Source organism: uncultured Chryseobacterium sp., assembly GCF_936933875.1.
Classification (GTDB): domain Bacteria; phylum Bacteroidota; class Bacteroidia; order Flavobacteriales; family Weeksellaceae; genus CAKZIK01.
On record NZ_CAKZIK010000014.1, the window covers coordinates 19,718 to 34,590 of the forward strand.

The following is a 14,873-nucleotide window of genomic DNA, read 5'->3' on the forward strand; positions in this document are numbered from 1 at the left end:
CATTGCTTGATGAGTTTTATAGACAGCCTGAAAAAGAAAATTTACGGCGGCGATAATATTGTTAGTCTTTCCGATATACGTTACCTTCCCAGATGGGTAATTTTGTTGATAGATATCTTTATTCTTACAGCTTCGGTTACGATATCATACTTTATCCTGTTTAAATTAGGAGTAAAAAATATCGAATATCTTCAATCCTATCAAAAATATTTACTAATTATTGTTGTAAATATACTTTTCATGTTCTTGTTCAGAACATATGCAGGTATTATCAGGCATTCTACTTTTATAGATCTGTTTAAATTATTGCTGGCGAGTTTCTGTACAGTAATTGCTTTAGGGGCAATAAACTTTGTATATTATTGGACATACAAAGTAAAATTATTGCACACGCCGGTTCTCATTGTGTATTTTGCTATTTCTTTTATGTTCCTTTTTCTTTTTAGATTATTCGTGAAAGAATTTTTTCATTTGGTAAGAGAGTTCAGAAGAAGTACGCTGAAGAAAAGAATTCTAGTTCTGGGGATTGATGAGCAGTCAATTGCAGTTGCAAGGGCAATTCTGGATAATCCCAATTTACCTTATTATGTTGTTGGATTTTTAACGCAAAGAACAGATTCAAAAAGAGCGAGGTTGTTGGGCAAGCCTATCTATTCCCGTGAAAAAGTTGAAGATAATTCAAAGGAAGACATAGGAATCGATGGTGTTTTAATTATTAAAGAGATGATGTCTAAAGATGAAATGAACAGTTGGGTAAGTTTATTTCTCGAAAAAGATATACAGGTTTTAAAATCACCAACAGTTCAAAAATTAAGGGAAAGCGATTTAGGAAACTCAATTAAGAATTTACAAATTGAAGATCTTTTGAACAGAAAGCCAATCAAAATTGAGAACGAAGAAGTCCGCAAAAGACATTTTGAGAAAAATATTCTTGTTACGGGTGGTGCTGGATCTATCGGCAGTGAAATTGTAAGACAGGTCGCTCAGTTTAATCCGTCACTTATTGTCGTTTTAGATCAGGCCGAAACACCTTTATATGATATTGAGCTGGAAATTAAGGAAAAATATCCGAATCTTAATTTCAAATTTGTAATGCTGGATGTTGCAAATTATTCAAGATTAGAGGCGCTATTTGAAAGGTATCAATTCTCAATGGTTTATCATGCCGCTGCTTACAAACATGTGCCATTAGTGGAAGATAACCCTCATGAAGCGATTTTCACCAATGTTTTGGGTAGCAAAAATGTTGCAGACTTATCTAGTAAATATAAAGTAAACCGCTTTGTAATGGTTTCTACTGATAAAGCAGTTAACCCAACCAATGTTATGGGAGCAACAAAAAGAACTGCGGAGTTATATGTTCAGTCTTTGCAAAATGTTGAAGGAAATATTACTAAATTTATTACAACAAGATTTGGCAATGTTCTGGGCTCAAACGGTTCTGTTATCCCATTATTTAAAAAGCAGATTGAAAATGGGGGACCAATTACCATTACTCATCCGGACATTATGCGATATTTCATGACCATTCCGGAAGCTTGCGAACTCGTTTTGCAGGCAGGAACTATGGGAAAAGGTAGCGAAATTTTCGTTTTCGATATGGGACAACCGGTAAAAATCCTGGATTTGGCAAAAAGAATGATTAAACTTTCCGGTTTTGAACCTGACAATGATATAAAAATTGTATTTTCGGGATTAAGACCCGGAGAAAAACTTTATGAAGAGCTTTTGAGCGATGATGCCAAAACATTACCAACTCATAATGAAAAAATTATGATATCTAAAGACCCAAACATGAGGCATGAGGATATCGACAGATTGGTTAAAGAGTTAGTAAGTACCTCTGAAAAACCTGAAAAAATAGAAGTTGTAAGAATCCTTAAAAATATTGTACCCGAATTTAAAAGCAACAATTCTGTTTATGAGATGCTTGATTAATAAATGGGAACTCAATTGGAATAATAATTGCATATGGGATGTGGCTTAAAAAGCTATTTTGTATTTAATATATTTGCACTTTAATAAAATAATGAAATTCAAAACATTTATAATTTTCGTTTCATCAGTATTTACGTTGGCATCTTGCAGTGTTTTTCAAAAACAGAATAAGGAAGAAAACGACCTTAACTACATGAAAAATATTGAGCAAGTAGCCGTGGATGCATCCTTAAAAAATTCGGTTAATACCATTCAGCCTGCTGATCAGCTTGTTATTGTGGTTTCTGGAAAAGACCTGGATGTTGTGAAGCCATTTAATCAAAATTATTCTTCAGGTGAGATGATTGCGGGTGCCCAAGCTGGTGGAAATACGCCTAGCCAAGGTTCTACAACACTAGTTGGGCCAACATATATTGTCGATTCAGATGGAAATATTGATTTTCCAATTATTGGACGACTAAATACCACTGGAAAAACCCTCGAAGAATTCAAATCTGAACTTCGAAACAAAATCGCAAGATATGTGATAAACCCGGTTGTTAGCATGAAACTGGCCAATTATAAAATTACAGTTTTAGGAGAAGTAAATAAGCCTGGTGAATATACCGTAGCAGATGGTAAAGCCACACTTTTAAGTGCATTAGGGATGGCGGGAGATCTTACGATGTACGGCAAGAGAGATGATCTTTTAGTAGTAAGAAATGTAAATGGAGAGATTTCAAAACAGCGTATCAACCTTGCTGATGCCAATTTTATCAATTCCGAATACTACAACTTGAAGCAAGGCGATGTAATTTATGTCTCTGCCAACAAAACAAAAGAAAAAACTTCAAAACTAGATCCTAATATGCCAATTTATATTTCTGTGGCATCAATCATCGTTACCATTTTGGCATTAGTTATTAAAAAGTAAATTTTTAGATGGATAATAACCTTCCTGTAAATACAGAAAACACCCAAGAATCTGAAATTCATATTAACGAAATTATTAAACCTTACATTAGAAAATGGCCTTGGTTTGTAATTAGTGCATTAGCTGCCCTTATTCTTGCTTATTTCTATTTAAAGATTGCCACTCCTGTTTATAATGTTAAAAGCACTGTTTTAATTAAAGATGCTAAAAGTAACAATTTAGGAGGAAGTGGCGTTGAAGCCGGAGTATTAAGGGATTTGTCCGGAATTGGGGGAATGAGCACCAACAGTATCGACAACGAAATTGAGGTTTTCAAGTCTAAGAAATTGATGCACGAAGTTGTTTCAAATAAAAATTTAGAGACAGTTATTATGTCTGAGTCGAAGTTCAGCGATAAAGAACTTTACGCAGATACTTCGCCGATAATTGTTAATGTAATTAATGAAAAGAAGAATGCAAAATTTCCAAAAGAACCAATATCAATAGATATAAAAGGAGATGTTCTTGTACTAAGTTCTGAAGAGCTGCCACAAAAAATTACTGCAACATTTAATAAAACCGTTAGTCTTCCGTATGCCAACATTATCATTTTAAAAAATAATTTATTTGATAAAGTAAAAGCTGGAGAATTAGGAGATCTGAAATTGTATATTGCATCAAAAGCCGCTCGTGTAAATCAACTTCAGTCAGCTACGAATGTAAGTTTGGTTAACAAAGATGCAACGGTGATTGGATTGGATATGAATTATCCACAGACAGATAAGGCTAAAGCTGTTCTTAATACCTTAGTTGACGCTTATAACAGAGATGCCTTAAATGATAAAAGAGGGGAGTCTGAACAAACAATGGCTTTTATTGAAGAACGTATTGCTAAGGTATCAGATGAATTGGGCGATGTAGAAAACCAGAAAGAACAATTTAAAGCGGCAAATAGGGTTACCGACATAGAGACAGAAGCAAAAATTAATCTGGAAAGTTCAGCTGCTGCCAGAGCAAAGCAATTAGAAACAGATGCTCAACTAGAATTAACAAACTCTTTAATAACTTATGTTAACCGTTCGGGATCTTATCAGGTTTTGCCATCAAATGTTGGACTAGCCAATCCGGAGGCAACTGCAAACATAAGTGCGTATAATTCTTTAGTGCTTGAAAGAAACCGTTTATTGGAATCTGCCACACCTCAACATCCGGCAGTCATAGAAGTCACCAAACAGATAAACAATTTAAAAGGGTCGATCTCCCAAAGTCTTCAAAAAAATAGGACAGGACTTGAATTAGCGCGAAACCAATATCAATCTGAACAGAATCAGGTTTCTGGTAAAATTTCAAAATTACCTGCGATTGAAAAAATGTTTAGAAGTATTGAAAGACAGCAACAAATTAAAGAAAATCTGTACCTGCTGCTTTTACAAAAAAGAGAAGAAACAGCTATTTCTCTTAATATTAAAGGCAATAAAGCGAGAGTGATCGATATGGCTTATGCTACTGATAAACCAGTTGCGCCCAAAAAAATGATGGTTTTGTTAGGAGCGCTGGCTTTTGGATTACTTTTACCATTTGCAATAATTTATCTTAAAGAACTATTTAATAATAAAATCAAATCAAAACACGATCTGGAAAAACTGTCTCATGCGCCAGTTTTAGCGGAATTACCTTCAGTTGAAAAAGGTCAGGATGAGTTAGTGAAAGTAAACGACCTTTCTCCAATGGCGGAAGCCTTTAGAATCTTAATTACTAATTTAAACTTTATGCTTCCTAAAAAAGATGGAGGAAAAGTGGTCTTTGTAACATCCACTGTTAAAGGTGAAGGTAAAACGTTTACATCTGTTAATTTAGCACTTACACTAGCTACTCCTAGCAAAAAGGTGATTATCATTGGTTCGGACATTCGTAATCCTCAACTTCAGAGATACAATACAGCACGCAGAGGATTAAGAGGGTTAACTGAATATTTATACGACAATAAAACAGAGTTGAACGACATTGTTCATGTAACATCTTTTAACCCACATTGTGATGTAATTTATTCTGGAAGTATTCCGCCAAACCCAACAGAACTTTTAAGTAATGGCAGATACGAGGAATTAATTAAAGAATTAAAACCTAATTACGATTATATCATTTTGGACACAGCACCACTAATGCTGGTAACAGACACATTCTTGTTCGCAGATTTGGCAGATGCCACTGTGTATGTAACCAGATCTGGCTACACTGAGAAAGGGTTGATTGAATTCGCCAATAAAAATATTGATCAAGCGAAAATTAAAAATGTTGGATTTGTTCTAAATGATGTAGACAAAGACTACTTTGGGTATGGGAACAAATATGGGTACGGTTACGGTGCCAAAGAGAAAAGTTTTTTTGATAAAATAAGAGAAAAATTATAATATGGAACATGATATTAGACCTTGGGGGGAATATTGGGTATTGGAAGATGCTGAAACACACAAGGTAAAAAGAATTCAGGTTAACCCAGGAGGGAGATTATCTTTGCAATATCATCATAAAAGAGCGGAAGTTTGGACGATCGTATCAGGGATTGGTACTGTTACGATAGATAATGAAGTAAAAGATTATAAAGCAGGCGAAGTAGCTCAAATCCCTCTGGGTGCTGTTCACCGAATAGAAAACAAATATAACGAACCCGTTGTCTTTATCGAAGTACAGCATGGAACTTACTTTGGGGAGGATGATATTGTAAGAATAGAAGATGATTATAATAGATCATAAATAAATTATGTTTAAAGATAAAACTTTATTGATTACTGGCGGAACTGGATCATTTGGCAATGCCATGTTGAAAGGTTTTTTAGATTCTGAGTTAAAAGAAATACGTATTTTTTCTAGGGACGAGAAAAAACAAGAGGATATGCGTATTGAATACAAAAATGATAAGCTTAATTTTGTTATTGGGGATATTAGAAATTTTAATGATATCAATCAGGCAATGATGGATGTTGATTTTGTATTTCATGCTGCTGCACTGAAGCAAGTTCCGTCATGCGAATTTTATCCGATGCAGGCGGTGCAGACCAACATCCTTGGCGCTGAAAACGTTTTGGAAGCTGCTGCCAGAAATAATGTGAAAAGGGTAGTCGTTCTTAGTACAGATAAAGCGGTATATCCTATCAATACCATGGGGATGTCCAAAGCCGTTATGGAAAAACTGGCAGTTTCAAAAGCCAGAGATCCGCGGGTACAGGCTGTAGATGCTGTATATACTGCTACAAGATATGGCAATGTGATGGCATCCAGAGGATCCATCATTCCGCTTTTTATAAAGCAGATTAAGGAAGGAAAACCGCTTACCATTACCAATCCTAAGATGACCAGATTTATGATGTCTCTGGATCAATCGGTAGAATTAGTTTTGTTTGCCTTTACTAACGGAAATCCCGGAGATATCTTTGTTCAGAAGTCTCCCGGAGCAACTATTGAAGTCCTTGCTCAGGCAATTAAAGAACTTTTTAATGCAGATAATGAAATCCAGATTATCGGTGAAAGACATGCCGAAAAAATGTACGAAACACTTTGCTCGAAAGAAGAAATGGCAAAGGCGGAAGATATGGGCAGTTTCTACAGAATTCCGGCGGACTTCAGAGATTTGAACTATACAAAATATGTACAAACTGATGGTCCTGCTTTGATAAAAGATGAATATAATTCAGACAATACCGAAAGACTTGATGTTGGACAGTTGAAAGAACTCTTGTTGACACTGGACTATGTGCAGGAAGAACTGGCCAATTATAAAAAAATATAACCATGATTCCAATAGTAAAACCCTACTTGCCGCCGGCTGAAGAACTGATGCCTGCTTTGCAGGAAACACTCTACAGCGGCTATATTGCGGAAGGGGAGAAAGTTTACGAATTTGAGAAACTTTTTAGCGAGTATATTCAGAATCCCAATTCGCTTTCGCTCAATTCAGGTACTGCTGCATTACATATTGCCTTGCTATTGGCGGGGGTTGGTCCGGGAGACGAAGTGATCAGTACGGTTTTAACCGCTGAGCCAACCAATGTCGCTATTAAACTTGTAGGTGCAAAGGTAGTTTGGGCAGATGTACAGCCTGACACAGGTCTTTTGGATCCACAATATGTTAGAGAAAAAATTACGGACAGAACCAAAGCCATTATGCTCGTGCATTATGCCGGAATGGTTTGCGACATGGACGAATTCAACAGAATTTCCGAAGAATTCAGCATCCCAATTATTGAAGACACGGCCCACGCGTTAGGGGCAAAATACAACGGGAAGCCTATTGGCTCCAATTCGGAATACACCATATTTTCGCTTCAGGCCATCAAGCACATGACAACCGTAGATGGTGGCTTTCTTTCATTAAGAGATGCTTCTAAAGTGGATGCCGCCCGAAAACTGCGCTGGTTTGGTCTGGATAAGAAAGTGGCGCGTCTGGATAACGACATCACCGTTCCGGGATACAAATACCATATGAACAATGTAAACGCAGCGGTAGGTTTAATCCAGATGAAGCACGTTCGTGAAATTGTTGGAAAATACATAGCGAACGGACAATTTCTGGATGAAAATTTAAAAAATACTTCAGGTGTCGAACTGCTCTCGTACAATCCCAATACCGAACCTTCATACTGGCTTTATACGATGAAGGTGGATAACCGCAATGGTTTTGTGAAAATGATGGCTGATAACGGATTTACAGCCTCAGAACTGCACTTAAGGAATGACCGCCACTCAGTTTTTAAAGAATCAGAAACGGTTCTGCCGGTGTTTGATGAATTTTATAAAAAAATGGTACACATTCCCTGCGGTTGGTGGCTTGAAGAATCAGACCGCGAAAGAATGGTGGAAGTTATTAAAAAAGGATGGTAATGATTCCGATTTACAAACCTTATATGCCGGAAGGAATTTCAGATACGCTGAATGAAATTCTTTATTCAGGGCAGTTGGCTTACGGAAAATATGGAAGGGAGTTTGAAAAGGCTCTCTCTGTGTTTATGGGAAATGATAAAGTGCTTTCCGTGTCCACTTACAATCAGGCTTTGCTGATGGTACTGTCGGTTTTGGATTTAAAGGCAGGCGACGAAATTATCGCAAGTCCTGTCTCTTGCTTGGCTTCCAATCAGCCTTTTGCGGTTAAAGGACTTAAAATTAACTGGGTAGATATCGATCCTAAGTCAGGAACTGTGGACGTTGAGAGTTTACGCTCAAAAATAAATTCAAACACAAAAGCCATTTTTAACAATCTGTTCTGCGGTTACTCGGGAGATTTGGATGAAGTGTACAGGATCGGACAAGAGTTTGGAATTCCTGTTGTAGATGACTGTATAGAAGCATTTGGTACAGAATATAAGGGGAAAAAGGCTGGAAATACCGGCGCAGATATTACGGTATTTTCTTTTCAGACAGTGAGACTTCCCAATACCATAGATGGTGGAGGTTTGGTTTTCAAAGATTCCGAACTTTACAATAAAGCCATAAAAGTAAGAGATTATGGGATAGACCGCTCACGATTCCGCACTTCCAACGGTGAAATTAATCCGGAATGTGATATTGTAATAGAAGGCTATGGTGCCACAATGAGTGAAATCAACTCCTTAATTGGTATCAAACAAATGACCGTAATAGGTTCACTTTTACAGAAGCAGACTGAAAATGCAAAGGCTTGGGATCAATATTTTGAAAATTCCGCTCATGTAGATTTATTGAAAATTTCAGATAATGTAAAGCCAAATTATTGGGTTTATGGGATATTGGCAAAAGATAAACCTGTTTTTATACAGAATATGAGGGAAAAAGGTTTTTATGCAACAGAGGTACATATTAACAATAATTTGTATTCCGTGTTCAAGAATGATACGGCTTTGCCAGGTGTCACTGAGTTTATGAATAAATTTGTCGCATTACCTTGTGGGTGGTGGGCAGAAATTAACAGTAAAAAATAAAATAAAGATGAGTAGTTCTACAAATCAAATAGATTCATCTGCAAAAATCCATCCCAATGTAGTAGTGGGAGAATACAACAGAATTGGAAAAAATGTGGTGATTGAAATATTAGGCGATAAAAATGCATCTGTAAATATTGGAGATAACAACATTATTAATGATAATACACGAATTTTTGTTCATGGCAAATTAGAAATTGGCGACTGGAATGTATTTCATAATGATATGCTCATGATGGCAGAAACAGAAATGAAAATTGGTCACAATTGCTGGTTTGGTCAGAATACTATTTTAGATGCAGCAGGCGGTCTGGAAATGGGTAATGGCGTTCGAGTGGGCATGTATTCACAAATTTGGACTCATGTGGCAAGTGGTGAGCAAATCGAAGGTTGTACATTGTATTCCAAAAGAAAAACAACGATAGAAGATGATGTGTGGTTGGTTGGTAGCTGCGTAGTAGGTTCTGGTTTACATTTAGGAAAAAGAAGTATCGCTTTAATTAATTCTGTACTCACAAAAGATACAGAGCCAAACAGAGTCTATGCCGGAAGTCCTGCAAAATTAATGGAAAAAGCCAATTTTTATAATGAGGTTACTTTGCAGGATAAACTAAATATGCTGAATGTTTGGTTGGATGAATATGTAACTTCAAATCCAAGTATTAGTATGACCAAATCAGAAGATGAAACCGTACTAACAGAAAATGCTGACAAAATGGTTTTCACAATTAAATCTGAGAAAACGGATGCTAAAGGAACTTTCTTTCTTGTTGACAAAACCTTCAACAAATCGAATTCTGAATTAGAAAGAAAAGTTTATAAATTCCTTTACAATAACAAAGCGAGGTTTATCCCTAACTAAATTGAAATATGAAAATTATGTTCCAGCGTAAAAAGGAAACGCCTTCCAAAACATTGGAGGATATTTGCAGTATAAAATCCAAAAGGTGGAATTATACGCAGGATCAATGCAAAGTTTGGATTGAGGAAAACTTGGAAGAGGATGATTATCATTTATGTATTTATATTAAAAATAATATCATAGCTTATATGAATTTTGTTTTCATAGAAGCTAAAGTAAATGATAGTATAATACCGTTTGTTGGTATTGGCAATGTATGTACTGCAGAATCCGGGAAAGGATACGGTGATTTGCTGATGAAAGAAGTCAATAAAATTATTGAAGAAAAAAATTGGAAAGGAATCCTGTTTTGCAAAGATGCATTAGTACCTTATTATGAGAAATACAACTGGGAATTGGTGGATTTAAACTGCATAATATCAGAAGAAATTAAAAAGCATAATACCATGCTTTATAACCTTGAAAAACCCATTGCTTCCTTCGAATATACTGGAAGAATGTTTTAAATGAAGAAAAATATTATTGCAAATCTCGCAGGTAGATTTTGGAGTATTCTTTCCAATTTCGCTTTCATTCCTTTATATATTAAATTTTTAGGTTTTGAGAGTTATTCTGTAATCAGCTTTACCCTAATGATAACGGGAATTATGGCTGTTTTGGATGGAGGTCTTACTGCAACACTCTCTCGCGAATTTGCTAGAAAAGATAATACAGAGGCAGATAAATACCGTGTTTTCAGGAGTTTGGAAGCAGGTTATTTGTTGGTGGTTTTTCTCTGTATTGCCATAATATTTTTGGCTTCGGGTTACATTGGTCAGCACTGGATTAGTGTGAAATCTTTTACGCCGGATCAAATAGCATTGTTTTTAAAAATAATGAGTTTCGAAATTGGTTTCCAGTTTTTGTTCCGTTTTTATATGGGAGGATTATTAGGATTAGAAAAGCAGGTGGAAGCCAATATGTATCAGATAGCTTGGGGCTTATTTAGAAACGGATTAGTCCTTATTGCAATTTACCTGTATCCGAGCCTACAAACCTTTTTCCTTTGGCAAACGGTTTCTACCATTATTTTCACATTACTGATAAAATTTGCCCTTCAAAACAAAATTTCTTCGGGTAGCCGGTTTGCATTTAGTTTAAAAATTGAGAAGGATGTGATTCAGAAGGTTGGAAAGTTTGCGGGAGGAATGATGCTAATTGCGTTAGTGGCTGCATTGAATACGCAATTGGATAAGGTAACAATCAGTAAACTTCTTTCCCTGGAGAATTTAGGATACTACACACTTGCCATATCAGTGAGTCAGGGGTTGATGATATTGACTAATCCCATATCTACAGCTTTATTACCAAGATTTACAGCACATTATTCATCTAGCGAAAAGCAACATGCTTCAGAATTATTTGGGAAAGTAAGCATTGGAGTTTCTGTTCTTATATTTTCTCTTATGGTTAATATGGCTTTCTTCTCATCAGATTTAATTTGGATATGGACGGGTAAAAAGGATATTGCGGAAAAAACCTATAAATTGCTTCCAATTGTAGCATTTGCCTACTCAATGATCGCCATTCAGATGCTTCCCTACAATATTGCAGTTGCAAATGGATACACGAAACTAAATAATATCCTTGGGTTATTAAGTTTAGTAATCACAATTCCGGGATACTATATCGCGACTAAAAATTATGGAGCTATAGGTGCTGCCGCAGTATTTTGTTTTGTTCAAACTGTAACAACCGTAATATATCTTTATTTCATCAATAAAAAATTTTTAGATTTTGCATTCTTCAAAGAAGTTTTTTTAAAACAATTTTTATTACCGTTAATGGTTACCGCTGGGATAGGGGCACTTTTGTATTTTATCCCAAACTATTTCAATGGGAATAGAGTATTAGATTTAATGTGGATAGGGTTTTGCACCTTAACAACCCTTTCCGTGAGTATATTTATTTTTGTTCCAAAATCTGAAATTAAGAATATAATTTCAGCAACCAATTTTAAAAGATAAATGGAAACAAGGCCTTTACTAAGCATTGCAATTGCAACTAAAAACAGAGTTAACTATTGTATTAATACGATAGATACAATTTTAAAATATAAAAACCAGAATTTTGAATTAATCATTCAGGATAATACGGATAATCGGGATTTAGAGGATTATGTAAAGAAAAATTATACAGATTCTAGATTAAAATACAGATACACTCCGCCACCGTTTTCTTCAATTGATAATTTTAATGCAGTATTGGAATTATGTACCGGTGAATATGTATGCTTATTAGGTGATGATGATGGTATTGTAGAAAATATTTTTCCTGTGGTAGAGTGGGCAAAAGCCAATAATGTAGATTCTCTTTGCCCGAAAGAATTTGTACATTATATTTGGCCCAATGAGAGTACAAATGGCAAAATGGTGATACCTTACTCTACTCATAAACTATGGGAGAATAAACCGGCACAGAACATTCAGGATTTAGTGGATGATGGCATAGTGATGTATATGAAGTTTAATATGCCCAAACTCTATCATGGTCTTGTAAGAAGAGACCTGCTGGAGAGAATGAAACAGAAAAATGGCTATTATCTGGGTGGTCTTAGTCCGGATATTTATGCCTGCGTTGCGCTTGCTTCATTGGCTAAAAAACACATTGTTTTAGATAGTCCCATTACAATAGCCGGAGCTTGTCCCAAGAGTACAACCATAGACCAAACAAAAGGGAAACACTCCGGAAGGATAGAAGATGCACCACATTTAAGAAGTAGAGAAGGATATGTTTGGGATGAAAATGTCCCTCGTTATTATTCGGTAGAGACCATTTGGGCAGAATCTGCAATTAAGGCGATAAAAGAATTTGATATCCCTGTTGATCTTTCAAAACTCAACCGAACAAAGATTTTAGCCTCAGCAATGAACACTGCGCCGGGCTACAAACAGTTATTTTTAGATGAAACATTTAAGATTTCAAAAAAGAAAGAAAATAACCTACAACTTAACATTTTAAGAAGGAAACTTTTTATTGAGAATTTCACTAAAAAAGTAGTGAACAGAATTCCTAGAAAGTATATCTTCAAGCATTACCGTTTTACAGGGGTTAAGGATATTGAAAGAGCAACTGAAATTTCAAACGAAGTTTTGAATAAATTAGAAATATCCAGCTTATTAGCTCAATATAAAGGAGAAACCAGAAAGATATAACATGGCAGATCATATAAAGTTTTCAGTAATTATCCCCCTTTACAATAAGGCGCCTTACATTGAAAGAGCGGTAAAATCTGTATTGTCTCAAGATTATCCTGATTTTGAAATTATCGTTGTAAATGATGGCTCCTCGGATGGTGGTGAAAAAATTGTGACTAAAATTGAGGATGAAAGATTAAAATTGGTTAGTCAAAAAAATGCAGGTGTTTCTGCAGCAAGAAATACCGGTGCAAAAGAGGCGCAGTATGAATATCTTGCGTTTTTGGATGGTGATGATACTTGGGAGCCCGATTTTCTCGACAAAATAGATAAGCTGATAAATGAATTTCCTAATGCGGGCATCTATGGATGCAGTAATAATTTTGTTTATCCAAATGGAAAGGTAGTAGCTGAAAATTTTGATTCTATTTTTAGAAGAAAGGAAACAGGCATTATTAAAAATTATTTTCAGTTGTTTGCCGATATACAGAAATCTCCGTTTTCCAATTCCAATTTATGCATTCCCAAAAGAGTTTATGATGAATTTGGTGGCTACAAAGTTGGAGTTAAACTTACGGAGGACAGTGATTTATGGTGCAGAATTGCAATGAAATATGATATTGCTTTCAATATTCGTCCTTTGGCAAATTATTATGTAGCATTGGAAGGCAGCACACACTCGCAGTTTGAACCTGTTGTTTTTGAAGTTTCTAAAACATTGAAAAAGGCTTTGGATTCAGGAGATGTAAAACAAGAATTCCGGGAAGGTGTTAAAAAACTTATTGTGTTTCAGGATTTAGGTTTAATAAAAAGGGCTTTGTTAACAGGTAATAAAGGTTATGCAATAACAAAACTGGCGGCAAATATTGACTTAATTAAATATTATCCCAAAGACACACTTCAGGCCCTACTATCTTTATTTTTGCCGATGCAACTTATAAATCGTTTAAGAAAGAAAAAATATAACTAATATATGCCGTATATTCTGCTTCCCCTATTAGCATTTTTTGCTTTTCTTTTCGAAAAGCCTGTTCATCAGACTAAACTATACAAAATTTTATTATGGTTTAGTATTTTGGCTGCGGTTGGTATAGTAGGCTTTAGAGGTGAAGGTATTGGGACGGATTATTGGCAGTACAGGGGGTACTTTTCGGAATGGGTATCTAAAATTGAACCCGGTTTTAACATACTTTCCGCAATCTTCCGATCTTTAGGTGCAAACTTCATAGTATTTTCTGCAATCTATTTTATATTAACTCTTTTTTTTAAAATTTGGGTTTTTAAGAAAATGTCCTTAAGTGCCGCTATTTCTTTAATGATTTCGTTCGGGTTTTGGTTGCTTGTTTATGATTTGAATGGGATAAGACAGGGACTGTCCGTTGCATTTCTTGGTGTTGCTGTATATCATACATACAAGAAAAATCTTTATCGGTATCTCCTTTTTGTGGTTTTAGCCATATCTTTTCACTATTCATCACTGGTTTTTCTGCCATTTTATTTCTTGGTAAATATCAAAATTGATAAAGTCGGGATGTTTATCATTGTAGCATTGATCTTTCTTTTCAATTTATTTGACCTTTCAAAATATATGTTTGCTTTTTTTATGGACAGTTCTGCCAGCGACAGCTACTTTCAGTCGAAAACATCTGCATATTCTAATATTGAAGAATATAACGCCAACGCACTTTTTTCGTTTGGGGTAATACACCGTTTAATAATTTTCTTACTCACATTGTTTACCGTGGAAAGGATATCAGCAGACGAAAGACTTAAGCGCATTTTTTTAATCGCTGCATTTCTAAACTTCTCAACTTATCTAATGTTGAGCAGTATTGAACTGATTGCTACGCGTGGGTCTCTGGGCTTTAGGTATGTAGAGTGTATTTATTTTTCGTATTTGCCTTTTTTATTTAAAAACAGATTTCTACAGTATTTGGCAGGCTTTATTATTCTGGCTTATGTTATTCTTCAGGTTTATCTAACCATTTCAGTGCCCGACGGAAATCTGGTTCCATATAGAACAATATTTGGTTAAGTTTTGTAATACAAACACA

General features: G+C 35.4%; 13 protein-coding genes. All 13 read left to right on the forward strand.

The features are described 5' to 3' along the window. Positions 1–9 precede the first annotated feature (9 nt). The 13 genes from Q0252_RS01705 (at position 10) to Q0252_RS01765 (ending at position 14,854) form a co-directional block, all read left to right on the forward strand. Complete coding sequence (locus Q0252_RS01705; protein ID WP_297983006.1) at positions 10–1,938, forward strand: nucleoside-diphosphate sugar epimerase/dehydratase; 1,929 nt, start codon at positions 10–12, stop codon at positions 1,936–1,938. Between the two features lie 91 nt (positions 1,939–2,029). Continuing rightward, positions 2,030–2,851: a polysaccharide biosynthesis/export family protein gene (locus Q0252_RS01710; protein WP_297983009.1), complete on the forward strand. Its 822-nt coding sequence runs from the start codon at positions 2,030–2,032 to the stop codon at positions 2,849–2,851. Positions 2,852–2,859: 8 nt separating this feature from the next. Further along, the gene (locus Q0252_RS01715) at positions 2,860–5,241 is read left to right on the forward strand and encodes a polysaccharide biosynthesis tyrosine autokinase (protein ID WP_297983011.1); all 2,382 of its coding nucleotides are present in this window, start codon (positions 2,860–2,862) and stop codon (positions 5,239–5,241) included. Between the two features lies 1 nt (position 5,242). Next, entirely contained in the window at positions 5,243–5,584 is a 342-nt protein-coding gene (locus tag Q0252_RS01720; RefSeq protein ID WP_297983014.1) for a phosphomannose isomerase type II C-terminal cupin domain, read from the forward strand. 7 nt (positions 5,585–5,591) lie between these two features. After that, a complete protein-coding gene (locus Q0252_RS01725) occupies positions 5,592–6,617 on the forward strand; it encodes a polysaccharide biosynthesis protein (protein ID WP_297983017.1) in 1,026 nt (341 codons plus the stop codon). A 2-nt stretch (positions 6,618–6,619) separates the two neighbouring features. Further along, positions 6,620–7,708, forward strand: coding sequence for a DegT/DnrJ/EryC1/StrS aminotransferase family protein (locus Q0252_RS01730; RefSeq protein ID WP_297983020.1), 1,089 nt, complete (start codon positions 6,620–6,622; stop codon positions 7,706–7,708). After that, positions 7,708–8,781 (forward strand): DegT/DnrJ/EryC1/StrS family aminotransferase, encoded by a 1,074-nt coding sequence (locus Q0252_RS01735; protein WP_297983022.1) that lies wholly within the window; start codon positions 7,708–7,710, stop codon positions 8,779–8,781. Before Q0252_RS01730 ends, Q0252_RS01735 begins: the two co-directional genes overlap by 1 nt. Before the next feature lie 7 nt (positions 8,782–8,788). Beyond that, the gene (locus tag Q0252_RS01740; protein WP_297983025.1) at positions 8,789–9,643 is read left to right on the forward strand and encodes a hypothetical protein; all 855 of its coding nucleotides are present in this window, start codon (positions 8,789–8,791) and stop codon (positions 9,641–9,643) included. A gap of 8 nt (positions 9,644–9,651) precedes the next feature. Next, positions 9,652–10,149, forward strand: a complete 498-nt coding sequence (locus Q0252_RS01745) for a GNAT family N-acetyltransferase (protein WP_297983027.1) — start codon at positions 9,652–9,654, stop codon at positions 10,147–10,149. Further along, positions 10,150–11,649 (forward strand): oligosaccharide flippase family protein, encoded by a 1,500-nt coding sequence (locus tag Q0252_RS01750; RefSeq protein ID WP_297983028.1) that lies wholly within the window; start codon positions 10,150–10,152, stop codon positions 11,647–11,649. Next, on the forward strand, positions 11,650–12,837 hold the full coding sequence (locus tag Q0252_RS01755; RefSeq protein WP_297983030.1) for a glycosyltransferase: 1,188 nt from the start codon (positions 11,650–11,652) through the stop codon (positions 12,835–12,837). Position 12,838: 1 nt separating this feature from the next. After that, positions 12,839–13,789, forward strand: coding sequence for a glycosyltransferase family 2 protein (locus Q0252_RS01760; RefSeq protein ID WP_297983033.1), 951 nt, complete (start codon positions 12,839–12,841; stop codon positions 13,787–13,789). 3 nt (positions 13,790–13,792) lie between these two features. Then, positions 13,793–14,854, forward strand: a complete 1,062-nt coding sequence (locus Q0252_RS01765; RefSeq protein WP_297983036.1) for an EpsG family protein — start codon at positions 13,793–13,795, stop codon at positions 14,852–14,854. The last annotated feature ends 19 nt before the right edge of the window (positions 14,855–14,873 follow it).